Below are 25,555 nucleotides of genomic sequence, written 5' to 3'. Positions count from 1 at the left end.
CCGCCCGATCTTGGGGTACTGTGGTTTTTAACTGTGGTTTGTCACTGTGAATTGTCACTGTGAATTGTTACTGCGGTTTGATAGGTTGGTTAGGTTAAGAGTGAGGTTTGAACATGACGGACTACCATAGAGCAGTCGACTTGGCACAACTGTGGCACACCATTCGGGCCGAAGCGACCCGTGACGCGGGCCAATTTCCGCTACTGAGTGATTTTTATCGGCGCAATATTCTCCAGCACGAGAACTTTGGCCAGGCCTTGGCCTATATTTTAGCCGCTAAATTGTCCGATGCTGAGGCGCAAATCGGTCAATGGCACTTGTTAGTACTCGACCTAATGGCAGATCACCCTGATATTGAAATGGCCGCCCTGAAAGACCTGTCCTGTCAGCTGCAAAGCAATGCCTCGGTTAAAGATCACTATACGCCATTGCTGCATTTTGGCGGCTATCAGGCGCTGCAGTCTTACCGCTTGGCTCACGCCTGTTGGCAGCAGGGCGATCGGCCGCTGGCCAGCTATATGCAGGGCCGAGTGGTCACCCTCTACGGCGTCGATATTCATCCGGCGGCGCAGGTCGGCGCGGGTATCTTTATCGACCATGCGGTGGGCATCGTGGTCGGCGAGACGGCGGTGATCGAAGATGATGTCACGATCTTCCAATGCGTCACGCTCGGCGGCACCGGTAAGGGCTCGGGCGACCGTCATCCCAAGGTCCGCCAGGGCGCCTTTATCGGCTCCGGCGCACTCATCCTCGGCAATATTGAAATTGGCGCCGGCGCCAAGGTGGGGGCAGGGGCGATTGTGGTTAAATCGGTCGCAGCGCACCAGACGGTTATTGGCAGCGTGGCTCAGGCCCATTCGAACAAATTAGACACCCAGGGGAACACAGCATGAAAAATCATCTCGGTATTGATCATCCATTAGTGGCCGTGCGCGATATGGATAAGGCCTGCCAGGACTTTGCACGCCTGGGGTTTTTTATCAATCCGCGCCATCACCATCCCTGGGGCACCGATAACCATTTGCTGATGTTCCCGGAGAATTTCATCGAGGTCATCAGTGTGTACGACCCCACCAAGCTGGACCTCACCAACGAGAAGGGTTTCGCGTTTGGGCGTTTTATCAGCAATTCCATGGCCCGCCGGGAAGGTATTTCCCTGGTGGCCTTACACAGTGAAGACGCCCGCGCCGACCATCAGCTGATGGCCGAGCGTGGCGTTGATAACCAGGGCATAGTCGACTTCCGCCGAGTGGCTCATCGGCCCGATGGCAGCGAAGAAGAGGCCGTGGTGTCGCTGGTGATGTTGATTAATGAACAGGTCCCGGCTATTTCCCATTTTTTCTGCCATCAGCATAAGCCCCATCTGGTGTGGGTCAAAGAATGGATGACCCATGCCAATGGCGCCAATGGCATTACCGGCGTGAGCTATATTGCGCCGGCACCTGAAGCCTTGGCCGAGCGCTTTATCGGCATCTATGGCGCGAACGCGGTGACGCTTGAAGAGGGCTATTTAACCGTGCACACCGATCGCGGCATATTCGAGGTCCTTTCCCGAGCGAAGGCGCAAGAGCGTTTTGCCGGCGTTGACCTGGCGGTTACCGATGCCCAGTTGCCCTCGGGGGTCGCGATCCGGGTCAGTACCACCTCGCTCGACCAAGCCAAGGCCGTGCTGGTTAAGAACGGCGTCGCCTTTGTGGCCACCGACGATGGCGGCGTGCGCATTCCCGGTCATTATGCCGGCAATACCATTATTGAAATTTACCCCGAGATCTAAGCCGAGTGTTTGCTCAGTTCGCCGGACTGCAGGACGGCGTGGGCAGCTGCTAGACAGACAATTAGCTAATCGTTTAACCTCATCGATCTGAATAGGGTCGTTCTAGGTGCAGTGGAGCTTGATGAAAGACATCAATGAGAAGCGGGTTAAGTATTTATATGAAGCCGTGCAGCAGGGCACCGTTCGGGCCGCGGCCGATAAACTGAATGTTTCGCCTTCCGCGGTCAGCCGGCAGATTGCCCTGCTGGAAGAAGAACTGGCGACGACGCTGATTGAGCGCCATCGCACGGGTGTTACCGTGACCGAAGCCGGCGCTGTGGTGTTGACCTACTATCGTGAATTGCGCTCCCATCAGGAAGAATGCCTGTCTAAACTCAATAGCCTGCACGGGCTGCAAAGCGGTCACATTAACCTAGCCGTGGGCGAAGGGTTTGTCGGTGATCTGATGTCAGACCCCTTGCCCGAATTTAATCGGAGGTTCCCCAACCTGACGCTGTCGGTGACCACGGGTGGCACTAATAAGGTTATGCGGCTGATTGAAGAGGACCAGGCGCACGTTGGCCTGGTCTTTCATCCGCCCAACCATCCGGGCATTCGCACCCAGGCAAAAAATTGTCAGCCCCTGTGCGTCATCGTCGCACCGGGCCATCCTCTGTTGCTATTGCACCGGCCGGTAACCTTTCAGGAGGCTATTGGCTACCCCTATGCCCTGCAGGACGGGCAGTTTGGTATCCGTCAGTTATTGGCGATTGTCGAATTTAAGGAACGGATCCGTTTGAGCCCGCAGGTCACTACCAACTCCATCGGGGTGTTGACCCACTTTGTCCGCTCTAAGATGGGGGTGACTTTTTTGCCGGCCTTTGTCGTCGCGCGCGAAGTGGCAGACGGTCAGCTCTTTGCTATTGCCATCGAGCATCCGATCCTCGCCTCGGGTGAGGCCCATATGATTACGCGCTTGGGGCGGCAATTACCGGAAGGTCCTTTGATGTTGCTGCAACACCTAAAGACTTGGATGCGGGCGTTTAAATCGGGCGGGGATTGATTCCTCTCTCGATAAGGCGCTCTATTCACAGCTAGCCCAACACCTAAAGCCCAACCGGTGCCGCATGTTCGCCCGGGTTGTGGTGGTGGGCGATATATTGGCCGATCTTGTCATTAATCTGCGTTATTAAATTGTTCATCGCCTCATCCGCCGCCCATGCTATATGGGGGGTGAGGAGCACATTATCGCGGGCCGCCAATTGCCAGATCAGCTGATCCGCCGCCGGCGGTTCGGTTGCGGCCACATCCAGGCCGGCCCCAGCCAGTTGGCCAGTGCTCAGAGCCGCTAATAGATCGGCTTCATTGACCAGGGCGCCTCGACCGGTGTTAATTAAAATGGCCATCGGTTTCATTAGGGCTAGGGTCGTACTATTGATCAGTTCGTGGGTCTGGTCGGTGAGAGGGCAATGCAGCGACACGAAGTCGCCTTGCGCCAGGGCCGCTTCAAAGGCGCAGTAACCCGGCCGGATCGTCTCGGCGTGCGGCCGTTCAGCGAGCACTACCTGCATGCCAAAGGCGCGCGCGCGGTCGGCCACGGCATTACCCAGCGTGCCGGCACCCACTAGGGTTAATACCTTGCCATCCAGGGTTCGCATCGGGGCGACCAGATCACAGAAGAAATCACTGCGAGCCCACTGTTGTTGCTGATTTGCGGCCATATAGGCGGGCAACTTGCGGCTCAGCGCCAACATCAACAGCAGAGCGTGCTCAGCGACCGATGCGGTGCCATAGCCGGTGGCGTTGACCACGCGGACATTGCCCGCCCGGCAGGCGTCCAAGTCAATGTTGTTGGTGCCGGTGGCGGCTACCGCGATGAATTTCAGCTCGGGCAGGGCGGCTAAGATTGCCTGATCGAGGCAAACCTTGTTGGTTACGACTATATCGGCATCGCGACAGCGCTCTAAGACCTGGTCGGCGCGGGTGTTGTGGTACAGCTGCCAATCGCTGACGCCGACCGGTTGCGCCATAGCGATCTCAGGCGGGAAGCTCCCTCTATCCAAAAAAACGGCTTTCATATGTTCGGCAACAATAGGCTAAATGAGGTGCCATTCTTATACAAATTGGCACCGAGCGCACGGTTGTTTATTACAAACCTTACTAATGAAGGAGGGCAAGTGCGGTCTAATCGGGTGTGCGCAGCATAGGCCCTTGCTGCGCAGCTGGGGCCCTATCTTGGGCCGCTTGACAAGTGACACCTGTGGTCATAATGTATATATGTGTCTATTTCAAAGGATTCTTGATATGACCCATATCGATCTATTGACCCCTCAGGTGGCTCACGACGCCAAGGTCCAGGCAGCCTGGAAAGCCCTGCCGGCGTTGGCCGAACGGTTTCACTTTAGCGAGGCGGAGATGCGCGTGCTGATGGGCGATATGCCCCGGGCGACCTATCGAAAGGGTGTTGCACTGCAGTCGACCCGATTAAACCGTGACCAGCTCGACCGGGTGAGTTACTTACTGGGTATCATGAAGGCGCTGAGACTGCTCTATGTCGACTCATTGCAGGCCTATAGCTGGATCGATCGAGCCAACAGCTTGCCGCCCTTCAATGGCATGACCCCGCGTCAATATCTATTGGACGGCAGTTTGCGTCATCTGTCCGACACCCGGAGGATGCTCGATGCCTGGCGCGGTTGAGAACGTGGTGCTCGAGGCACCCCTGTATCGCATGGTGCCGAGCCGATTTCCCCCAGTGAACCTGTTCGAGTGGGCCACCGGACCGGAGTTTGAGGCCTTGGCGGCGCTGGAATCGGACACCAACGATCGGCTCTTGAATGAGGCCGGTGCTTTAGCTCTGGTGCCAATGGGTGAGCGAATATTTGGCCCCGGCTCGACCCCGGTTATGGCGGCCTTCACCCATATAGGCCATGACAATCGCTTCAATGATGCCACTCGGGGCGCCTATTACGCGGCGCTAACAAAAAGCACCGCCATCGCGGAAACCCGCTTCCATCGCCAACGCTTTATGTCCGCGTCTAACGACCCCGCCGGCACGGTGCAAATGCGTTGTTATAGCAATCGCCTGGCGCCAAAAACGGCATTGGAGTCCTTGTTTGCGTCTGACTTCGCCGGCTTCTTCGACACCTCAACCCAGTATGCGGCCAGTCAGGCCTATGCGGCGCAGCGGCGCAACGGCGGTGCGGCGGGTTTCTATTATCCCAGTGTGCGCGATGCTGGGGGGCAGTGTGTGGTCGCGTTTCGACCTAATGCCCTAACTCACACGGTGCAGTGCGGTCATTACGAATACTGTTGGAACGGACATGAAATAGAGCAGGTGTTCGAGCTGGTGAGCCAAAGATTATCTTAGCGTCGCATGCCTGGCGATTGTCGGGTTTGAAGCAGCCACGTTGGCCAGATCTGGGCTTATCTCTGCCGGGTTGCATGGGAGACCCGAAGGCTCCTTGCCGAGGCAAGGAGACCTGCGCTGTGTGGCTATTTTAAGGCGGAATTGATCACTTGCAGGTGTTCAACCAGCTCGATGCCGGCATCGGTCAAATAACCGCCGTCTTCGGCGTCGGTAAAGCCTTTCTCGAAGAGTCGTTTGGCTGCGGCGACGGTATCGAGTGCCGCTTCATGATTGATTTTGATGCCGCTCATTAGGCTGTCGGTGGGGTATTGCAGTAAAAGATTCATTTCTGTATGCATATTAGCCGTTATGGTCATAGAGTTGTCCCTTTGTGTTTTTATGTTGGGCCTATCCGCAGTCTAGGCTGCTTCAGAACGCTCAGCCAGTCAACCTAATATTAATTTATCCTGCATTGCGGGGATCGGATGGGGATAACGGGTTGAGGGATTTAACTTGCTGTTAAGCCAACAGGCCCAGTGCCGTCAGCAGGTGGGGCGGCACTGGGCCGCTGAGCTTGGCCAGGGTTTGCTAGAGCACGTAGGTTTGCATGGCGTGCGCCGGACACAGGCCGGGCAGAGTGCGACCGCGCAAGCGGATATGGCAGGGCCGGTCTTGATCGCTGTCATTCATCACCACCAAGGTGATTTGGCCATCGGGTCGGCTAAAGGCCACCGTCAACAGGCTATCGGTCGCACTGGCTGAGAGGATGCGCACACTGCCATGGGGAATGAACCTCGGCGACAGGTGCTGCAGATAGTAAAACGACGGCTGAATAACAAACTGATCGCCCTCTGGCGTGCTGAGTATCGGCGCAGAGCACAGGTTGCCGACGTGGTTTGGGCCGCCCTGATTATCCAACAGCAGATTCCAGTCCAACCAGCCTCGCGTCCAGTGGCGGAAATCATTGATGATCGACCGACCATAGCGCTCCGCTACGGCCCATTCGCCATGGTGTGGGCCACCTTCCTGGCAGCCTTCGGTGAAAATCAAATGCTTGTCCGGAAAGGCATCGTGCACCGCCTGGACATTGTCAAAACAGTCGTCCATATACCAGTGGAAACCACTGCCCCAAACATATTGCGCGGCAATCGGATCGGATAGGATCACGCTGGCACGCAAATAGAGATTGTCCCGATTGTGATCCCAGCAGACCACGCGGATATCGGCCAGGCCGGCTGCATGAAGTGCCGGGCCGAGATACGCGCCAATAAAATCACGTTCCTGTTCTGGGCTATAGAGGCAGGAATCCCAAGTCTGGGTCGCTTCCGGTTCATTTTGTACCGACAGGCCCCAAATATCGAAGTCGAGCGCCTGCAACGCTTGAATAAACTGCACATAATGGCTGGCCCATTGCGCCTGAAATTCGGGCTTTAACTCACCGCCTAGGTTCATTTGGCCATTGGTTTTCATATAGGCCGGTGGGCTCCAAGGCGACACCATAAGCCGGATCTTCGCCCCAAGCATGGCTTGAGCATCTCGAATCATTGGCAGAATGGCGCGTTCATAGTGTGCAATCGAGAAGGCGCCCTCGGGGGTATCCTGGCAGGCCCAGTTACCCAGAGCGAAATCGCAGCTGTTTAGGTGAATTCGGCAGAAGTTATAGGCGCTGCCCTGGTCTGGATGGAAGTAGGCGGTCATGAATTCGAGCTTGGCCGTTGGCGTCAGCGCCTGATAATTCAGTGCCGCTGCCTCGGTAAAGGCGCCGCCCAGGCCGATGTGTTGTTGATAGTGAACCTCTGGATTGAGGCTGATAGCAGGTGTCGCGAGGCCCTGCGACTGCCAGTCTGGCAACGCGACTTCGGTGAGCCGGGGGTGTCGGCCTAGGCTGGTTTCAAAACAAGGCATCGGGATTTCCTCATGGGTTATTTAATGATTGACGTGAGCATCTTAGCTGGTTATCTTTCTCTGTGAAAGCGCTTACATTAAGCATTTTCATCGACTGCCATTTTTTTTGGGTTGCCATGAAACCGCTTCCATTGCGGTGCTAGGGCAACACTAAATCGAGTCACTCGGTCGTCTTAGCACTTTCTAAGAGACAAAAATAACAACAAAGGGGATCCACATGAAAAAGTTGAGTTCAATCCTGGCCATTTCGGCCTTGGCGGCAGGCGTCGTTGTGCAGGCGAATGCTGCAACTATGCAAAAACAGGGCGGTACCCTCACGGTGCCTATTATCGCGACCACCTTTGTTGACGATTTCAATCCCTACTCCAATGCCCAGATCGATATGGTGCGCGGCACCATGTTTGAGCCATTGTGGGCTTTCAACGTATTGAAAGGTGAAATCAACTGGCGTTTAGCCGAGAGTTTCACCTATGCCGACGATCTGATGTCGCTGCAAATCAATATGAAAAAGGGTCTGACCTGGTCAGATGGTGAAGTTCTCGATGCCAGCGATGTCGTTTATTCGCTCAACTTGGGCAGCGAAGACGCCAAGCTTGATAACACCGGCCAATGGGGCAGCGGCGTGATCAAGTCCGTCGTGGCCACCGACGCCAACACGGTGTTAATCAGCTTTAATCGCAAAGACACCACGGTTGATTGGTACTTGCCGAGTCTGTTCGTTGTACCGCAACACATCTGGCAGTCGGTTGAAGACAAGATCACCTTTAAAAACAGCAAGCCAGTCGGTTCAGGTCCGATCACCGAAGTGACTCAGGTACGCGACAACCAGATCGAAATTTGTCGTAACCCGCATTACTACAAGGCCGATCAGGGCTTACCCTTCCTAGATTGCATCAAGTTCCGCCAGTACTCGGATAACTCCCAGATACAGCCGGCCTTGATTAACGACGAAATCGATTGGGGTTCCAACTTCATCGCCGATATCGAAAAAACCTACGTCGAAAAGAATCCTGAAACACACGGTTTCTGGTATCCAGCAAACGATCTGATCAACGTGTACTTGAATACTCGTGAGCAGCCGTTTAGCGATATCAACTTCCGTAAGGCCTTTTCTATGGCGTTGGATCGTCCAACCATTGTCGATCTGGCCGCCTACGGCTACCCAACTGCCGAGTCGCGCGTTACAGGCATTGGTGAGTTTTTCAAAGCCAGCTTTAACAAGAAGGTCGACAAGAAATTCGACGGCATCGCCTCCTACGATCCAAAGGGTGCGAAGAAGATGTTGAAGAAGGCCGGTTACCAAGATATAGATGGTGATGGCTTCTTAGAGAATCCAGACGGCAGCAAGATCGACTTCGATATTCAAGTCGTAAATGGCTGGACCGATTGGGTACAGACCGTACAGATGATCACCGAATACCTGGCTGAAGTCGGCATCAAGGCCAACACTAAGACAGTCGATTGGTCTATCTATGACCTAGCGTTGAAAGAAGGCACGTACAAAGCATCAATCAACTGGTCAGCTACCGGTGTCGATCCGATTGCCGCATACCGAGAGTACTTCCTGTCATCTCGTATCGGTCAGTCTTGGCACACCAACCACGGTGTTTCGTCACCGGCTATCGATGCGTTGATCACCGAATACGGTCAGATCAGTGATGCCGACCGTCGTGCAGACATCTTGGCGGATCTGATGACCTTCACCGGTGAAAATCTGCCCTTTATCCCGGTCTTCTCCAACCCGACCTGGTACCAGTATAACTCGACCCGCATCGCCGGTTGGGCCAACGCTGATGACCCATATGTTCAGCCCGTATTCTATGATGAATCACGTAAGCTGATCATGTTTGAACGGTTGTATGCTAAGTAAGACGTTTGAACGGTTTTAGGTTAGGTAAGCAAGTAAGTACGTTTGGGCGGGCACACGGGGTGTGCGCGCTTTAACCTGATGGAGCCCGCAATGGGCTCCAGTGACTGTGAGGTTTGATTCATGGGATTCATCTTAAGGCGACTGGCCTTCTATTTGGCCGCCATCTTCGTCGCTATTTCCTTCAATTTTATAATGCCCAGACTGATGCCGGGCAACCCGGTCGATGCACTCTTTGCCAGTGCGATGGGAAAGATGCCACCGGAGACGCTGGCCGCCTACAAGGAGATGCTTGGTTTTGTCGACGGGCCTTTGTGGAAACAATATTTTGTCTATATTAAAAGTGTTTTAACTTGGGATCTCGGTCCTACGATTATGTTATATCCGGTGCAGGTAACAGATGTGCTGGCCGCCAAGGTGCCCTGGACAGTCGGGTTAGCCGGGCTTTCAACGTTGATCGCGGTGTTTATTGGCATCATCATCGGCACCTATGCTTCCTACAATCGAGGCAAGTTTGTCGATTCCTTTATGCCCACTTTTTGGGCCTTTGTCGGCGCCATGCCGCAGGCTGTGACCGCGTTGTTTATCTTTTTTCTCTTTGCTCTCACGCTGCGTTGGTTCCCGCTGTCTTATGGCGCCAATCCGGATTTAGATCCGGCCTTTAGTTGGACCTATATCAGCAGTATTTTGCACCACGGGGTGTTACCGCTGGTGTCGATGGTGCTCGGAGGCATTGGCGCTTGGATCTTCAATATGCGTAACGCCATGATCAACGTGCTTGGGGAAGATTTTATTACCATGGCCAAAGCCAAGGGCCTCAGTTCACGCCGGATCATGACCCACTATGCGGCGCGCAACGCTATTTTGCCGGTGGTTACCGGTATCTCCATGCAAATTGGTTTTGTGATGGCCGGGGCCATCTTTATTGAAACGGTCTTTAACTATCCGGGCCTGGGTCTGTTGATGTTTAAATCCCTTGAGTCGCGCGATTATCCGACCATGCAGGCTTGTCTGTTATTGATCGTGGTGTTTGTACTCATCGCTAATTTCATTGCCGACCTACTGTATCTGTGGCTCGATCCACGCTTACGTAACTAGGAGTCGTCCGTGACTGAATCCGCACACCAACCGCCTGCACCCGCGGCGGTTCAATCGAATAGGTTTGGCCTCGTTATGAAAAAATATTTAACCGCGATTGCCCGTTTTTACCGCGGCAACCCGACCGCCATTATGGGTACCTTTATCGTGGGTAGTCTGATTATTATGAGCCTGGCGGCGCCCTTGATTGCCCAAAACGAGCCCACTAAGAGAGTGGCGCGTGGCCATCAGCCGCCCAGCATGGAACTGCTCTTCGGTTCGACCCGTTCGGGCAAGGATGTCTTCAGCCAGGTCCTGCACGGTGGCCGAATTTCGCTAACAGTAGCCTTCGGCGCGGCGGCCTTGACCACCGTGATCGCGGTGCTCGTTGGCATCAGTGCCGGCTATTTTGGCGGCAAGGTCGATGAAATTTTGATGTCGGTTACCAACATCGTCTTGGTTTTTCCGCAGTTACCGCTGTTAATTATCTTGGCCGCCTTTTTGGGCCAGGTGGGGCCTCTGATTATCGCGGTAATAATTGGTTCGACTTCCTGGGCGTGGGGCGCGCGGATTATCCGCAGTCAAACCATGGCTATCCGCAATAAGGAGTTCATCACCTCAGCCGAGGTTATGGGCGAAAGCAAGGCTCGCATTGTCTTGGTGGAGATTTTACCGAACCTGATCAGTATCGTGGTCGGTGGTTTTGTCGGCACCAGTATCTATGCCCTGATGGCCGAAGCCGGCTTGGAATTCCTCGGCCTAGGCGATCCGACTGTGATTACCTGGGGCACCATGCTCTATTGGGCGCAGTCCAACTCGGCTTTTATCGTCGGTGCTTGGTGGGACATGGTTGTACCCGGTATGGCCATTGCGATTATGGGCGGCGGCTTAGCATTGTTGAATATGTCGATCGATCAAATCTCCAATCCAAAGTTGAAAACCGGCGCCTACATAAAAATTTGGCGCAAGCAGAAGGCGCAAATGATAGCCCGGAGGGCACGATCATGATCAGGACCGACAAACCCCTATTGTCGATTCGCAAGGTCTGCGTCGACTATGTCACCGAGCACGGCAACGCCCGCGCGGTGAACGAGGTGTCGTTCGATATCTATCCGGGCGAAACAGTTGGCCTAGCTGGTGAAAGCGGTTGCGGCAAGAGCACCTTGGCCTTTGCCATTGCCAACTTGCACGAAGCGCCGGCGCTGATATCCGAAGGTGAAATTCTCTTCGAAGGGCGCGATATTCTAAAGATGTCGAGCACCCAATTGCGCGACTTTCGCTGGAATGAAACCAGTATGGTGTTTCAGAGTGCGATGAATTCACTCAATCCGGTGTTGAAAATCAGCGAGCAAATTATCGATGTGATTCTCGCGCACAAAAAGGTCAGCAAAGAAGAGGCCTGGACCCGCGGTGCCGAGCTCTTATCGACGGTCGGTATTCACCCAAGCCGAATGGATTCTTACCCGCACCAGCTCAGCGGGGGTATGCGGCAACGGGTGGTGATCGCTATTGCCTTGGCCCTTCGTCCGAAATTGATTGTCATGGATGAGCCGACCACGGCGCTCGATGTGGTCGTTGAGCGCGACATTATGGATGAGCTGTTTGAACTCAAAGAGAAATTTGGTTTTGCCATTCTCTTTATCAGCCATGATTTAGGTTTGATGGGCGAGATCGCCGATCGGATCGGCATCATGTATGCCGGGAAGCTGGTGGAAATGGCCGATGCCGCGCAAATATTAGAGCAACCCCAACATCCCTACACCCGTGGTCTAGTGGGTTCGTTCCCGACCATTCACGGGCCTAGAGTGCGCCTCGAGGGCATACCCGGCAATCCCCTCAATCTATTGGAAACGCCAGAGGGTTGCTACTTCCAGGCTCGCTGCAGTGATTGCATCGATAAGTGCCTGACGCAACAACCGAAATTGACCCAATCAGCGCAGGCAGGTGAGCGCGATCGCCTCGTTGCCTGCCACGTCGCGACAGATTTGGAGGTGCCCGCATGACCGAGGTGATGATCGACAAGTCCGCCCCTGAGGCCGGACATGTGGAAAAGGCCAGTATCTACGTTGAGGATCTGGTGATCGATTTTCCAACCGACAGTGCGATCTTTAGGCGGCGTTATATGCGTGCCGTCAATCAGGTTAGCTTCGTACTCAAGGCCGGCGAAGCCTTGGCCGTGGTCGGTGAATCCGGTAGTGGCAAGAGCACCTGCGCACGCGCTTTGTGTCGGCTGTATAAGCCGACCAGCGGTAAGATCTGGCTGCAAGATGTCGATGTGAATGAGCAACAACACCAGCTCAGTCAGCGTGATTACGCCAAAGAAGTGCAGATGATTTTTCAAGATCCGTTCGGGTCGTTAAATCCGGTACACACCATCCGTCATCATCTCAGTCGACCGCTCAAAATCCACCATCCGGAGTTGGACGATGAGCAGATTGAGCAACGCACCATCGAAATCATCAGTCGTGTTGGTTTGTCGCCGGCGCAGCAAACCGCCGATAAATACCCGCATGAACTCAGTGGTGGCCAACGCCAGCGAGTTGCCATCGCGCGCGCGCTCGCCGTTGGGGCAAAATTTATTCTCGCCGACGAGCCGATCTCGATGCTCGATGTCTCGATCCGTTTGGGTATTTTGAACCTGATGGAAGATATGAAAAAAGACGGTATTGGCTTCTTATACATTACCCATGATATCGCCACGGCGCGTTATTTTGCCGAGCGTACCGCGGTGATGTATGTCGGTCATATGGTCGAATGGGGCAATAGTGACTCGGTCACCCAAAACCCCCAGCATCCCTATACCAAGTTGCTGATTTCGGCCATTCCGGAGCCGGGCATTCGCAAAGACCGCAAAGAAATGGCGCGTAAAGCCGATATTCCTCTGTGGACGCCGACCAGTGTGGGCTGTCCCTTTGCCGAACGCTGCCTGAGCGCGACTGAGCAATGCAAAACCACCATGCCGGCTGTGACTCAGTTGGCCGAAGATCATTTTGTCCGATGTTTCCTATTCGAATAAGTCCTGTCCCCCGGTACTCAGCATACCGGGGGGACGACTCAAAAGAACAATAAAAACGAGGACAGCATGGTCAAACCGATTCTAACAACTTTCTGCCTCGCTGCAGGGTATTTGCTGGCGCCCTTAGCGGCGAGCGATTCCGTCGACGATCGGCTCAGTGAACGCGGGTGGCACAAGGTTTGGTCGGACGAGTTCGACGCGGCTGAGATCGATTTAAGCCAGTGGAGTTTTGAACAAAACTGCTGGGGCGGTGGCAATGGCGAGAGCCAGTGCTATACCAATAATGCCAAGAACGCTTATGTAGAGGAGGGCATCCTCAAGCTGGTGGCCAGGCGCGAAACCGTCAGCGGTGCTGCGCAAAACGAAGACTCAGCAGACTATGATCCGGCTCTGACGGTGACCAAAGGTTACAGCTCGGCGCGGCTGCGCACGCTCAATAAGGGTGACTGGACCTACGGCCGCTTCGAAATTCGCGCCAAACTGCCGTCCGGGCAGGGCACCTGGCCGGCGATCTGGATGTTACCGACCGATTACGTCTATGGCGGTTGGGCCGCATCGGGTGAAATCGACATAGTCGAAGCGGTTAATCTCGGCACTCGCTCGGATGCCGCCGATGCCGAAGACGGCGAGCGCGAAACGCGAGTGCACGGCAGCCTGCATTACGGGCAGGCTTGGCCCAACAATGTGCATTCCGGGAGCAGCTATCGTCTGCCCAATGGCGCCAGCCCGGCGGAGGCTTTTCACCGCTATGCTATGGAATGGCAGGCGGGTGAAATCCGCTGGTACGTAGACGACGTTCATTACGCAACGGCGCGCTCGGCCGGATGGTATAGCCAATACCAAGATCAACACGCAGAGTGGGTCAACGGTCCGGGCACAGCGCCCTTCGATCAAGCCTTTCATCTGATTTTGAATTTGGCGGTAGGCGGTGCCTGGGCTGGAGCAGTCAATCAGACTGGCATCGATGCGGCGGCATTTCCGCAAACCTTGGCGGTCGATTACGTGCGCGTCTATCAATGCCGTGAGGACAAGATTAACGGTCGCGGCTGTGGCGCTAGCGATAGCCGCGCCGAAGTGGTGCTCGGCCACACAGCCCCTGCTTTGAGGTCTATTGAAACCCGCTAGGTTGATAGCCAAACGAACCGAATGAAAGCTTAGCCAACAGATGCCGTCCCGAGGGCGAGTCCGTTGGCTCAATTGAATATTGTTGATAGGAAAGCAGATGTCTACACGCCCAGAAAAGTATGCTCATGCCAATGCCCATGCGGTCGTAACCGAGGGTCAGTTCTGCGACTACCGCAATGAGCGTTATTATCGCATTGATGCCTATGACCGGATGGCGACCTTTTTTATGTCGATCGTCAGCGCCGACGATCATTGGCTATTCTTGGCCAGCAATGGCGGCCTCAGCGCGGGCCGCCAGAATGCTGAAAAGGCACTCTTCCCCTATTACAGTGAAGATAAGATTATCGACATGGCCCACTGCACCGGGTCGCTGAGTTTGATTCGCGAACAGGACCGCCTCTGGCAGCCCTTCAATAGCCTCGATCTTGCGCCGGCCCAGGGCCAACGGACCCTCTATAAGGGCGTGCGCGGTGACCGAATTATCTTTAGCGAACGACTCGATGAGCTGACTTTCGAGTACGGCCTGTCCTTCAGCGAGGCCTTTGGCCTGGTTAAAACCAGTCGGCTGACCAACCATTCAACACGCCCTCGAACGCTCGAGCTGTTAGACGGCTTACAGAATATATTGCCGGCGAATATCGAATCGGCCACCCAGAACAGTCAAAGCGTGTTGCTCGATGCCTACAAGTCGGTTGACCTGATCGACGATCGGCTGGCCCTGTTTTACCTAAGTTCCCGCCTGACCGATGTGGCCGAGCCATCGGAAAGTTTGCTCGCCAATGCGCTCTGGTCTTGCGTCAGCCAGGGCGCCTGGTCGTTTCGGGTGTCGCTCGACGGTCAGGCCCCGCGGCGCTTTGCTCAGGGTCAATCATTGAACTTTCCAGAGCGTGCCCGGGGTAGCCGGGGGAGCTATTTCGTCACCAGTACGGTCACCCTGGCGCCAGGTGAAACGATCGAGTGGCTGACGCTGGCAGAGGTCAGTCTCGATAACAACGCCCTGCTGGAGCTGCGCCATCGTCTGGCCGATGGGCAGATCGCCCACCAGGTGCTGGCCGATATCGACCTGGGGGCTGCTAAGCTGACGGCCCATTTGGCGAAGGCGGATGGCAGCCAGGTCAGTGGGCAGGAGGCCACGGCTGTGCACCATTGGGCCAACAGCCTGTTTAACATTATGCGCGGCGGTTTTTTTGAGGACGGTTATCGGCTCGCCCGAGGCGATTTGCACAAATTTGTACGCACGCGCAATCGCACTCTAGGTGATTTGGCCTTTTGGCAGACCCTGCCGGAGCAGCTCTTGGTGACCGAGCTGGACGCCTATCTGCCCAGCGCTGGCGCAGAAGATTTGGCGCGTTTGGTGCACGAATATTTACCGATCAGTTTTAGCCGGCGACACGGCGATCCGAGTCGGCCTTGGAATCAATTTTCGATCAATCTCAAAGACGATCAGGGACTCGCCATTAAAGACTTTCAAGGCAACTGGCGGGATATTTTCCAAAACTGGGAACCTCTGGCCCTGAGCTATCCGGAATTTCTGCCCGCGATGATCAGTAACTTTCTCAACGCCACCACCGCGGACGGTTACAACCCCTATCGAGTAACCCGTGCCGGGATCGAGTGGGAGACGCCCGAGCTCGATAATCCCTGGTCCAACATTGGCTATTGGAGCGATCATCAGATCATCTATTTGTCCAAGCTGTTGGAGCTGCAATATAAGATCAAGCCGGCACTGTTGCAGGATTGGTTTGAACGCAAACAGTTCAGTTATGCCAATGTGCCCTATCGGATCAAAGGCTTTGCCGAGCTGCGCGTCGATCCTTATAACAGTATTGAATTCGATGCCGAGCTGGACGCGCGCATCATGGCTCTGCACGACACCCTCGGCGCCGATGCTAAGCTGGTGTGGGTTGGCGACTCAGTAGCAGGAGGGGCGCAAGGGCCGGGGCAGGTCGGTGCGGCCCGTGTGCTGCACGTTAACCTGATGGAAAAGCTGCTGACTCTGTGGCTGGCCAAGCTGAGTAACTTTGTGCCCGGTGGTGGCATTTGGATGAACACCCAGCGCCCGGAATGGAACGATGCCAACAACGCCTTGGTGGGCTGGGGTCTGTCCGTTGTCACTCTGGCCTATCTGCATCGCCACCTAAGCGCGATGCAAGAGCAATTAGCGGGGCTGAGTGGCGAATTGTCGGTGTCTGTGGAGGTGGTCGCGTGGTTTGACCGGGTCAATGCGCTATTTCAGACGCGCTTTGCGCCTGCGGACCCCGAGCAACGTTTGGCCGCACTCGAGGCCCTGGCGCGCAGTGGCGATCAATACCGATCGGCGCTCTATCAGTCTGGCCTGAGTGGTCGGTTCGAGACGCTCAGCTATGCAACGATACAAGACTTTCTGACCCGGGTATTGGCGGCGCTGCACGATACCCTGCAGTACAATCAGCGCGCGGATCGCCTGTACCACGGCTACAATCTTCTCAATTTGACCGGGCAGGGGGCAACGATCGATCATTTGCCGATGATGTTGGAAGGCCAGGTCGCCATCCTGGCCTCGGGTCTGCTCGGTTCGGCACAGAGCCTTGAATTGCTGCACGCGCTGCGTCACAGTGACCTCTTTCGAGCCGACCAGCACACTTATCTACTCTATCCGAACAAGCAACTGCCGGCCTTTATGGCCAAAAACCATATTGCCGCCGAGCTGTTTGCGCAGACCCCCGATGCGGCCGCGCTGTTAAAGCGGGGGGAGGTGTTCAAACAAGACCGAGATGGCGGGCTGCATTTTCGTGCCGAGTTGCGCAATGGCGTCGACTTAGCGCAGCGCTTAACGCACTTGGGCCTGGCCGACGCAGAACAGAGGGGAATCTTGGCATTGTACGAGGCGACCTTTGCCCATCGCGCCTTTACCGGTCGTTCAGGCTCGTTTTTTGGTTATGAGGGGCTCGGCAGCACCTATTGGCATATGGTCTCTAAGCTGCTCCTAGCGGCGCAAGAAAGCTGGTTGCAGGCTAAGCGTCAGGGCGCTACTCCAGAGCAGATTCAGCAATTGGCCGAGGCCTACTACGATATCCGCTTGGGCATTGGCTTTAACAAGACTCCTGCGCACTATGGTGCCGTACCGACCGATCCCTACAGCCATAGCCCAGAAAACGGTGTTGCGCGGCAACCCGGTATGACCGGGCAGGTCAAGGAGGAACTGTTGACCCGCTTGGGTGAGTTCGGGCTGTTCTGGGCCGATCAAGCGATCGATATACTGCCTGGGCTACTCAAGGCCAATGAGTTTATTGAGTCTCCGACCGCCTTTGCCTATATGGATCCAACTGGGCAGTGGCACTCGTTGAATTTGCCGGCTGGCAGTCTGGCCTTCACCTTGGCGCAAATCCCCTTCGTGTATTTTCGTCGGGATCGCGCAGAGCTGGCCATCAGGGTCTATATGAGCGAGGGTGAGGTACGGCATGTAGCTGAAGGGCGACTGCCCCCGGAACTGTTTGCGGACCTATGTCAGCGCAATAATCGTATTCTACGGATCGAAGTAGACTTTCCAATTGACAGCTTACTGGCGACCGAGTAAAACCTCTGCATCTAAAGAGACCTCAACAAATAAGAAGAATATGACAACGATAAAGGAAGTGTCCGCGCTGGCAGGGGTATCCCAGGCCACCGTGTCGCGGGTGATGAATAGCAGCGAACGGGTCGCCGACGCGACGCGACGCAAGGTCAAGGCGGCTATGCTCGAATTGGGTTACCAACCCAATTCCGCGGCCCAATCCCTGGCCTCGAATCGCTCCAATACCATCGGTATGGTGGTTGCGTCACTCGACGGCCCATTCTATGGGCCGGTAATGTCGGGAGTCGAAGAAGAGCTGCGCGGTCGCAACAAGCACCTGATCATTGCCAGCGGCCACGGCCAGGCGCAGCAGGAGCAGGAGGCCATCAGTTTCCTGTCCAGCCGCCAAGTCGATGGTCTTATCTTGTTGACTGAATCGGTCGATGCGGACTACCTCAAAGGTCTTAATGCGCGTATCCCGATCTATCTGATCAATCAGCATATCGACGGCCTGGAAAGCCGCAATATGTGGTTGGATAATGAAGGCGGCTGCTATGCCGCGACCCAATATCTGATTTCGATGGGCCATTCCCAGATCGTCTGTGCCGGCGGTCAGAGCTATAAGCAGGATGCCAACGAGCGGGTTAGCGGCTTCATCAAGGCGATGACCGAGGCCGGTCTGGCGGTCAGTGAGGGCAGTATCGTGCGTACCGTGTTTGAGTTTTCCGGTGGCCTGGACGCGATGCAACAGTTTACCGCCTCAGGATTGCCCTTTACGGCAGTGGTGGCCGGTAACGATGAGATGGCGATCGGTATTTATGAGTGGGCCGCGCAGCACAAGATCCGCATTCCGGAAGACTTGTCGGTGATAGGTTTTGATGATGTATTGATGGCGAACTATGTCAAACCACGCTTGACCACAATGAATTTCCCAGCCTATGAAATGGCTCGGACCAGCGCGCGTATGGCGCTGGATGAAGTCTATGCTAAACGCTCACCGCAAGGCATGGAGTTTAAGCCCAACCTGGTGATTCGGGACAGTGTTCGGGATCTCAACGCCTGAGGCCAAGCCCCAGGCGCAGTAAACAGCTTAGACGTTAAACCGGAAGTGCATCACGTCGCCGTCCTTAACGATATATTCCTTACCTTCCAGACGCCACTTGCCCGCTTCTTTGGCACCGGCCTCGCCCTTGCAATCGATAAAATCTTGATAGGCAATGGTCTCAGATCGAATAAAGCCTTTCTCAAAGTCGGTGTGGATCACGCCGGCGGCGTTGGGCGCAGTGGCACCTACCTTAACGGTCCAAGCGCGCACTTCCTTGACCCCAGCGGTAAAGAAGGTCTGCAGCCCGAGTAGGTTGTAGGCGGCTCGGATGACCCGGTTCAAACCCGGTTCTGCCATACCCAGATCGGCCAGGAATTCCAGCTTCTCCTCTGTTTCCAACTCGGCAATTTCGCTTTCCAGTTTGTTGCAGATGACCACAACTTCGGCATTCTCTTTGGCCGCAATGGCGCGCACCAGGTCGAGGTAAGGGTTGTTTTCGAAGCCGTCTTCATTGACGTTGGCAATATAGAGCGTCGGCTTGATGGTGAGCAAGTTAAAGGGCGCTAAATCACGTTGCTCTTCGTCGGTCAGTTCAATCGAACGCACCGGGATCGCGAGATCGAGGGTCGGTTTGATCTTCTCCAACAGCTCAACCTGGCGCATGGCTTCCTTGTCTTGGCCTTTAGCCTTCTTCTGCAGACGCAACAATTGCTTGTCGACGCTTTCCAGATCCGACAGTGCCAGCTCGGTATTGATTACTTCAATATCGGAGACCGGATCAACCTTGTTGGCCACGTGGATAACATTGTCGTTATCAAAACAACGCACGACGTGGGCAATGGCATCGGTTTCACGAATATTGGCGAGAAATTTATTGCCCAAGCCTTCACCCTTGGACGCGCCGGCAACCAGGCCGGCAATGTCAACAAATTCCATGGTGGTTGGAATAATGCGTTGCGGCACGATGAGCTCGGCAATCTTGTCTTGGCGCGGATCGGGAACGGGCACGACTCCGGTATTGGGTTCGATGGTACAGAACGGAAAGTTTTCAGCATCGATGCCGGCCTGTGTTAACGCATTGAACAGTGTAGATTTACCGACATTGGGTAAACCGACAATTCCACATTTAATACCCATCTTGTGATCTCCAGAAATTATTCGGCTTTAAAGCTGTGTAGCTGATTCATCGCCTTGGCCCAGTCGCCGGAAAGGGCTAAGGGCAGTTGTTCGAGCGCGCAATCGATGGCCCGCTCTAGACTGATTCGTTCTTCCACTCGGGCCAGCTGCAACACGTAGTTGGCGACATCGCGCGCCGCCCCCGGATGGCCGATACCCAAACGTAAGCGGTAAAATTCTCTATTGTTACCCAGGCAGGCGATAATGTCGCGTAGCCCATTGTGGCCGCCATGGCCGCCACCTTTCTTAAAACGTGCGTTGCCCGGTGCTATATCGAGTTCATCGTGGGCAATCAAAATTTGTTCGACCGGTATCTTAAAGAACTGTGCGTAGGCGCCGACCGACTGACCACTGCGATTCATAAAGGTCATCGGTTTCATCAACGCAATCTTTTCACCGTCTATCGTGAGTTGGCAGGTTTCTGCCTGATACTTGCTGTCATTTTTCCAGGTGCCCGCGTGCTGACGCACCAACTGATTGACGAATTCAAAACCGGCATTGTGGCGAGTTTGATCGTATTGCGGTCCTGGGTTACCCAGGCCAACGATAAAACGAATGACATCTTTCATGATAGGGTCTGCATGGTCCGAAATGTAAAAAAGGGCCGTGAAGGCCCTCTTAATTAGCGATCTAACACAGCATTACTCTGCTGCTTCTTCTACATCGCCGCCCGTTGCTTTAACAATAGAGACAACCGGTGCATCGTGGTCAGCACCCTTTTGCAATTCAATCAGCGTGACACCCTTAGGCAATTTCAATTCAGCCAAGTGAATGACGGTACCAACAGTCAAGCCAGCAACATCGACCGCGATAAACTCCGGCAAATCGCCAACCTTACAGGTAACTTCAACTTCTGATGCTGCGTGCAGCACCTTGCCACCGGCTTTAATAACGCCTTCTTCGTTCAGGAAGTGCAATGGAACGCGCTTATGAACGATGGTGCTCTTGGTAACGCGCTCAAAGTCAGCGTGCGTTGGGAAGCCGGTAGCGGGATGACGTTGAAGATCCATCAAGATGGCTTGCTCAGTCTTGTCACCGATTATCACGCTCAAAACATGAGAATAAAATGCTTCGTTCTCAAGGGCTTTGATCATTTCACGAACTTCGATGGTCAGGCTCTGTGGCTTGCGATTTTTAGCGCCGCCGTAAATAACTGCAGGTATTTTACCTTCGTGGCGCAGGCGGCGGCTCGCACCTTTCCCTGTCTCTCCACGAACTACTGCATTGATCTCAAAAATTCCAGACATTTTCTAATGCTCCAAAAATTAACCAAGCAGCATTTGCGACCAATGCTGCCCGTATTTATAAAGTGAGTTCCTAAGAAGTTGAGCCGAAAAAGACTCTAACTGTTGCGAATGTCGTCGAATTAACGAAACATTGCGCTGATGGACTCTTCGTTACTGACGCGTCGAATGGCCTCTGCGAGGACCCCTGACATCGAAAGCTGGCGGATCTTAGCACAGTTTTGGGCCGCGGACGAGAGCGGAATGGTGTCGGTCACCACCAGCTCCAATTGGGAGTTGGTGATCCGTTCGACCGCCGGGCCACTCAACACCGGATGGGTCGCGTAGGCGACAACCTTGCGGGCGCCAAACTTGATCAGGGCCTCTGCCGCCGAGCACAATGTGCCCGCAGTATCGACCATATCGTCGACCAAAACGCAGGTGCGATCGCTGACATCGCCGATGATGTTCATGATCTCAGCCTGATTGGCGCGCGGACGGCGCTTATCGATGATCGCCAGATCGGCGCCCAGCTGCTTAGCGATGGCGCGCGCGCGGACCACACCGCCGACATCGGGCGAGACGATGACCATATTTTCATAGCCTTGCTTCTGGATGTCGTCGAGCAGAATTGGCGAGCCATAGATGTTATCGACTGGGATGCTGAAAAACCCCTGAATCTGTTCGGCGTGCAAGTCGACCGTTAGGATCCGGTCTATGCCGACCACGGTAAGCATATCGGCCACGGCCTTGGCTGAAATCGGCGTGCGCGATGAGCGCGGTCGGCGATCTTGACGGGCATAGCCAAAGTAGGGAATTACTGCGGTGATGCGCCCGGCGGAAGCCCGGCGCAAGGCGTCGGCCATAAAGATGATTTCCATCAGATTGTCATTGGTCGGCTGGCAGGTTGGCTGAATGATGAAGACATCTGCCCCGCGTACGTTTTCAATGAGATCGATGGCCACTTCGCCATCGCTGAACTTACTGATTGAGGCTTCCCCGAGTGGAATAGCCAAGCGCTCGACAACCTTCTTCGCCAGTATGGGGTTGGCATTTCCCGTAAAGACCATCATTTTTGACACTGCTATCACCCTTGTTTGGCTGGTTTGGATAAAACATAACCGGGTGTCAATGCCACCCAGTCTGGAAACTGGGTCAGGCTGCTGGCGACCGAAGTTGGCGCAGCGCCGTTGATTGGTTGATGCCCTGGGCGAGGAATACACTCAGCTCGGGGTGGTCCAAGGTTAATCGTTGCAAAACATCACTCGCGCGGCTCTTATCGGTAAGGCTTAAAAATAGGCAGGCCCCGGTGCCGGTCAGCTTGGCATGGCCATAGGGCTGACAAGCCTGGAAGGCCTTGTCTATAGAGGGATAGAGCATGCGCACCAAGGGCTCAAAATCATTATGGCCAGACTCGGCAAGCGCGGCGTCGATTGTGCTGGTTGGGGTATCACGTGTCAATTCCGGGTGTGCAAAGAGTTGGGGCGTGGCCACATGTTCGTGGGCAAAGACCACCAGATACCAGCGCTCGGGCATCGGCATCGGCGTTAAGCGTTCACCAATGCCCTCGGCCCAAGCCGTTTGCCCGGCAACAAAGACCGGCACATCCGCGCCCAGGCGGATGGCGAGCATCAGCAGGTCCGCTTCGGACACCTGTAAATTGTAGAGCTGATTCAACGCCAGCAGCGTACTGGCGGCATCGGAACTGCCGCCGCCTATGCCGCCGCCGAGCGGCAGACGCTTGTCGAGATGGATGTCAACATTAAAGGTATGGCCACTAAAAGCCGCCAGTGCGGCAGCCGCACGGATCACCAGATTGTCGTTGTTGGCCAGCTCTGGTTGATTGCAGGTGAGGACGACGCCGCCCTGTTGCCGGACGGTAAAAGTCAATTCATCGCCAAAATCCAGCAATTGAAAGAGCGTCTGCAATTGATGATAGCCGTCGGGACGACGTCCGGTAATGTGTAGGAATAAATTCAGTTTGGCTGGCGCGGATAGAGTAAGGCTATGAACAGACAATTGAGACCCTTAGGGCTATGTAACTGTTAGGGCATTTTAACTGCTAGGGCAGTGCAGCTAGGACAAGGGTGAGGTGGGTAACCAAGCTTTGATGATCAGTTTACCGCGATCCTCGCCGTTGATGAAGACTAATTTTCGCGGCAGGTTGATCGGTGCGGCAAAATAATCGTTGATATCGACCGTCCACCCGGCCTGAACGATCTGGTTGATCTGGCCCTGGTCATTGCGGCGTATCGAAAAGGGGCCCCCGGGACGGGTTTCGCCCCGTACCCAGAATTGCAGATAATCTAACGGCAGGTCCATCGAGGTGGCGCTATATAACAGGCCATTGAGGCTTTGTGCGCTCTGCCGCTGGCCGTCCTTAGTGAGGCTCACTCGGCCAGGCTCGCCCTTGATGCTGATCTTACCCTGGCCGAAGGGTCCGCTGAGGACAATTTGAAACAGTTCGTTTTGTTGCACCCAATCCAAATTAAAGCTGGTGGCTTGAGTTGGGTTTTGAATCGCCATTTTGCCATTGAACGCCCAATCACCCTGAACCGTCTGAGTTTTCGGGCTGATTAGGCTGCAACCGGATAAGAGTATCAGCGCGACCAGGAGCAGAGCACTTGGGGCGGTATTTGATCTATTCACTAAACAGCTCGGTTAAGATATCAATTTGGGTGCTGTCAGGATAGTTACGGATGACCTCAGCGAGCAGATCGCGCGCCTCGCTCGGACGCTTGAGGTCCCACAAAACCTGAGCGAGATGGGCAGCAACCTCATCATTTTTCATTCGACTGTAGGCCTTCTGTAGCCACAACAGGGCCTGATCGAGATCGCCAATACGATACAGATGCCAGCCCTTTGAATCCTGATAAGCAGGATTGTCCGGTTCCGTGGCCAAGGCCTGATCAATATAGCGACCGGCGGTGTCCAGATTTTTGTTCATGTCGGCCCAAGAGTAGCCCAGCGCATTAAGCGCATTGGCGTTATTCGGCTCCTGTTGCAGCACCGCGACAAGATTGCTTTCCATAAGCCCCATTCGGCCGAGTCGCGCAGCCAAGAGTGCCTTGTCGTAGAGCAGGTCAGCGTTGTCCGGATATTGCTGCAGTGCGTCTTCAAGACTGGACCAGGCCTGATCGCTTCGGTCAATTAATTGATAGTAGTTGGCTTGCAAACGCCACAGGACCGGCGCCATGTCAGGCATGGACAGCTTGCCTGCCGCGATCGCCGCCTGAATGCGTTGCTCGTCTTGCGGTCGAGCCAGGGCAATCCATTCAGCCAAGGCAGAGCTCAGATAGGGCGTCTCAACAACCCTTTCAAAGTGGTCCGCGGCCAGATCGGGTAGTTCGTTCAACAGCTCTATTCGGCCCAAAAAATAATGCGCCTCATTGCTATAGGCGGTGGTCAATAGGTGAGTGTAGACCGCGGTAGACGAGTCATAATCCTGGTATTCAAAGGCCGCCCGCGCATAGGTCCGGCTAATAGTCGGTTCGGTCGCGAAGCGGCTGTGTAATGCTTTTAAGGCGTCCAAATTGCCGGGCTCGTAACTGAACAGGTAGCGACTGTACTGCAGGGCAACCTGTCGATTGGTCGGTTCTTGCTTGGTCAGCGCGACAATGGTTTTTTTGGCTTCCTCGTCACGCTCCAGGTTGAGCAAAAGTTGAAAGCGAAAAAGCTGGACCTGCAGGTTTTCTTCCACAGCCAGGGCCTGATTGACTAATTGCAATGCGGCCTCAGGTTGGTCCTCGATTATCTTAAAACGTGCCAGGGTATAAGGCAGGCTGCCAGAGTCAGGGTGTTTTATCAGCAAGTCGGTTAGGCCCCTATCCAAAATTGCGCGTTGCGCACTTTTCAGAACGTCATAGGAGGTTAATATAAGGCTAACATCGGCTGTTGGGTCGACCACCAACCATCGATCCAGGCTGACCAAACCTTCGTCTATCCGTCCGATGGCGATGGCGGAGACGCTATGGGCCATTAGGGCCGTGGGGTCCTCGGGTCGCAAAAGTAACCATTTTTCCGCCATCGGCAGCATGGCACTGTAGTTGCCAATGCTCTGATTAAGCGCCACAGCCCGATTGATGGCCGCTACGTCATTGAAGGATGCACCCACTTCGCTATAGAGAGCGGCTGCGGCCGCGTATTCATGGCGATTGGTCGCAATCTCGGCGAGCAGCAATTGAAAAAGACTCTGTCCGGACAGCTCCTGATAGGGAATAGCCGGCGCTGCATTGAGCGCTTGGGCGCTCGAGGGGTTAGTTGGACCGGCTAAATTGGCGCAAGCGGACAGCAAAAGGCCTGCGGAAAGCGTAAATAAAGTGTTCAGTCTGATAGCGAATTGCATAATATTCCCGATAAAACATGGTCTGTGGCGCGACAGTGGCAATTTGTATTCAATACTTACGCGGATATTAGCATAGCTTATATCGCCTATTTTCGGTAAAACGACTAGAATACCGCCTTTTTACACAAATAAGGTTTCACCC

General features: G+C 54.7%; 23 protein-coding genes. 13 read left to right on the top strand and 10 right to left on the bottom strand.

All coding sequences use genetic code 11. The features are described 5' to 3' along the window. Positions 1-113: 113 nt before the first annotated feature. The 3 genes from epsC to AC4FIC_RS11550 all read left to right on the top strand — a co-directional run bounded on the left by epsC (position 114) and on the right by AC4FIC_RS11550 (position 2,816). Positions 114-893, top strand: a complete 780-nt coding sequence (gene epsC / locus AC4FIC_RS11560; RefSeq protein ID WP_476195000.1) for a serine O-acetyltransferase EpsC — start codon at positions 114-116, stop codon at positions 891-893. After that, positions 890-1,774, top strand: a complete 885-nt coding sequence (locus AC4FIC_RS11555) for a VOC family protein (protein ID WP_100256838.1) — start codon at positions 890-892, stop codon at positions 1,772-1,774. The genes epsC and AC4FIC_RS11555 overlap by 4 nt, the downstream gene beginning before the upstream one ends. Before the next feature lie 121 nt (positions 1,775-1,895). Further along, positions 1,896-2,816, top strand: coding sequence for a LysR family transcriptional regulator (locus tag AC4FIC_RS11550; protein ID WP_476195001.1), 921 nt, complete (start codon positions 1,896-1,898; stop codon positions 2,814-2,816). Positions 2,817-2,859: 43 nt separating this feature from the next. On the opposite strand, the gene AC4FIC_RS11545 is transcribed toward AC4FIC_RS11550, so the two are convergent. Then, positions 2,860-3,783 carry a D-2-hydroxyacid dehydrogenase gene (locus AC4FIC_RS11545; RefSeq protein WP_158524312.1) on the bottom strand — a complete coding sequence of 308 codons (924 nt, stop codon included), beginning with the start codon at positions 3,781-3,783 and terminating at the stop codon, positions 2,860-2,862. 274 nt (positions 3,784-4,057) lie between these two features. On the opposite strand from AC4FIC_RS11545, the gene AC4FIC_RS11540 reads away from it, so the two are divergent. Together AC4FIC_RS11540 and AC4FIC_RS11535 are read left to right on the top strand one after the other, a co-directional pair. Further along, complete coding sequence (locus AC4FIC_RS11540; RefSeq protein WP_100256841.1) at positions 4,058-4,453, top strand: antitoxin Xre-like helix-turn-helix domain-containing protein; 396 nt, start codon at positions 4,058-4,060, stop codon at positions 4,451-4,453. Beyond that, entirely contained in the window at positions 4,437-5,123 is a 687-nt protein-coding gene (locus AC4FIC_RS11535; RefSeq protein WP_100256842.1) for an RES family NAD+ phosphorylase, read from the top strand. Before AC4FIC_RS11540 ends, AC4FIC_RS11535 begins: the two co-directional genes overlap by 17 nt. Positions 5,124-5,248: 125 nt before the next feature. On the opposite strand, the gene AC4FIC_RS11530 is transcribed toward AC4FIC_RS11535, so the two are convergent. Then, positions 5,249-5,479 (bottom strand): TIGR02647 family protein, encoded by a 231-nt coding sequence (locus AC4FIC_RS11530; protein ID WP_100256843.1) that lies wholly within the window; start codon positions 5,477-5,479, stop codon positions 5,249-5,251. Between the two features lie 211 nt (positions 5,480-5,690). Then, positions 5,691-7,007 carry a glycoside hydrolase family 30 protein gene (locus AC4FIC_RS11525; protein WP_476195002.1) on the bottom strand — a complete coding sequence of 439 codons (1,317 nt, stop codon included), beginning with the start codon at positions 7,005-7,007 and terminating at the stop codon, positions 5,691-5,693. A gap of 217 nt (positions 7,008-7,224) precedes the next feature. On the opposite strand from AC4FIC_RS11525, the gene AC4FIC_RS11520 reads away from it, so the two are divergent. From AC4FIC_RS11520 to AC4FIC_RS11485, 8 genes are all read left to right on the top strand, one after another. Further along, positions 7,225-8,877, top strand: a complete 1,653-nt coding sequence (locus AC4FIC_RS11520) for an ABC transporter substrate-binding protein (protein WP_100256845.1) — start codon at positions 7,225-7,227, stop codon at positions 8,875-8,877. A gap of 120 nt (positions 8,878-8,997) precedes the next feature. Further along, positions 8,998-9,972 carry an ABC transporter permease gene (locus AC4FIC_RS11515; RefSeq protein ID WP_100256846.1) on the top strand — a complete coding sequence of 325 codons (975 nt, stop codon included), beginning with the start codon at positions 8,998-9,000 and terminating at the stop codon, positions 9,970-9,972. A 75-nt stretch (positions 9,973-10,047) separates the two neighbouring features. Further along, a complete protein-coding gene (locus tag AC4FIC_RS11510; protein ID WP_100256847.1) occupies positions 10,048-10,959 on the top strand; it encodes an ABC transporter permease in 912 nt (303 codons plus the stop codon). Then, a complete protein-coding gene (locus AC4FIC_RS11505) occupies positions 10,956-11,954 on the top strand; it encodes an ABC transporter ATP-binding protein (protein WP_100256848.1) in 999 nt (332 codons plus the stop codon). The genes AC4FIC_RS11510 and AC4FIC_RS11505 overlap by 4 nt, the downstream gene beginning before the upstream one ends. Next, positions 11,951-12,967: an ABC transporter ATP-binding protein gene (locus AC4FIC_RS11500; protein WP_476195004.1), complete on the top strand. Its 1,017-nt coding sequence runs from the start codon at positions 11,951-11,953 to the stop codon at positions 12,965-12,967. Before AC4FIC_RS11505 ends, AC4FIC_RS11500 begins: the two co-directional genes overlap by 4 nt. Before the next feature lie 66 nt (positions 12,968-13,033). Beyond that, positions 13,034-14,092 carry a glycoside hydrolase family 16 protein gene (locus tag AC4FIC_RS11495; RefSeq protein WP_100256849.1) on the top strand — a complete coding sequence of 353 codons (1,059 nt, stop codon included), beginning with the start codon at positions 13,034-13,036 and terminating at the stop codon, positions 14,090-14,092. A 97-nt stretch (positions 14,093-14,189) separates the two neighbouring features. Further along, positions 14,190-17,648, top strand: coding sequence for a 1,3-beta-D-glucan phosphorylase, GH149 family (locus tag AC4FIC_RS11490; protein WP_476194437.1), 3,459 nt, complete (start codon positions 14,190-14,192; stop codon positions 17,646-17,648). Positions 17,649-17,688: 40 nt separating this feature from the next. Then, complete coding sequence (locus tag AC4FIC_RS11485; protein WP_100256851.1) at positions 17,689-18,687, top strand: LacI family DNA-binding transcriptional regulator; 999 nt, start codon at positions 17,689-17,691, stop codon at positions 18,685-18,687. Between the two features lie 27 nt (positions 18,688-18,714). Here the strand turns inward: AC4FIC_RS11485 and ychF are convergent, their stop codons facing one another. The 7 genes from ychF to AC4FIC_RS11450 all read right to left on the bottom strand — a co-directional run bounded on the left by ychF (position 18,715) and on the right by AC4FIC_RS11450 (position 25,362). Further along, entirely contained in the window at positions 18,715-19,806 is a 1,092-nt protein-coding gene (gene ychF, locus AC4FIC_RS11480; RefSeq protein WP_100256852.1) for a redox-regulated ATPase YchF, read from the bottom strand. A 17-nt stretch (positions 19,807-19,823) separates the two neighbouring features. Beyond that, the gene (gene pth / locus AC4FIC_RS11475) at positions 19,824-20,414 is read right to left on the bottom strand and encodes an aminoacyl-tRNA hydrolase (RefSeq protein ID WP_476195006.1); all 591 of its coding nucleotides are present in this window, start codon (positions 20,412-20,414) and stop codon (positions 19,824-19,826) included. Positions 20,415-20,486: 72 nt separating this feature from the next. Further along, positions 20,487-21,092, bottom strand: a complete 606-nt coding sequence (locus AC4FIC_RS11470; RefSeq protein WP_100256854.1) for a 50S ribosomal protein L25/general stress protein Ctc — start codon at positions 21,090-21,092, stop codon at positions 20,487-20,489. A 119-nt stretch (positions 21,093-21,211) separates the two neighbouring features. Next, on the bottom strand, positions 21,212-22,150 hold the full coding sequence (locus AC4FIC_RS11465) for a ribose-phosphate pyrophosphokinase (RefSeq protein ID WP_193437326.1): 939 nt from the start codon (positions 22,148-22,150) through the stop codon (positions 21,212-21,214). 73 nt (positions 22,151-22,223) lie between these two features. After that, positions 22,224-23,087 carry a 4-(cytidine 5'-diphospho)-2-C-methyl-D-erythritol kinase gene (gene ispE / locus AC4FIC_RS11460; protein ID WP_100256856.1) on the bottom strand — a complete coding sequence of 288 codons (864 nt, stop codon included), beginning with the start codon at positions 23,085-23,087 and terminating at the stop codon, positions 22,224-22,226. Positions 23,088-23,144: 57 nt separating this feature from the next. Continuing rightward, entirely contained in the window at positions 23,145-23,717 is a 573-nt protein-coding gene (gene lolB, locus AC4FIC_RS11455; RefSeq protein ID WP_100256857.1) for a lipoprotein insertase outer membrane protein LolB, read from the bottom strand. After that, positions 23,710-25,362, bottom strand: a complete 1,653-nt coding sequence (locus AC4FIC_RS11450; RefSeq protein WP_273285446.1) for a tetratricopeptide repeat protein — start codon at positions 25,360-25,362, stop codon at positions 23,710-23,712. The genes lolB and AC4FIC_RS11450 overlap by 8 nt, the downstream gene beginning before the upstream one ends. Between the last annotated feature and the right edge of the window lie 193 nt (positions 25,363-25,555).

It is taken from the genome of Reinekea sp., assembly GCF_982785585.1.
The sequence above is the reverse complement of the archived record's forward strand: the minus strand, read 5'-3'. Positions and strand labels throughout refer to the sequence as shown.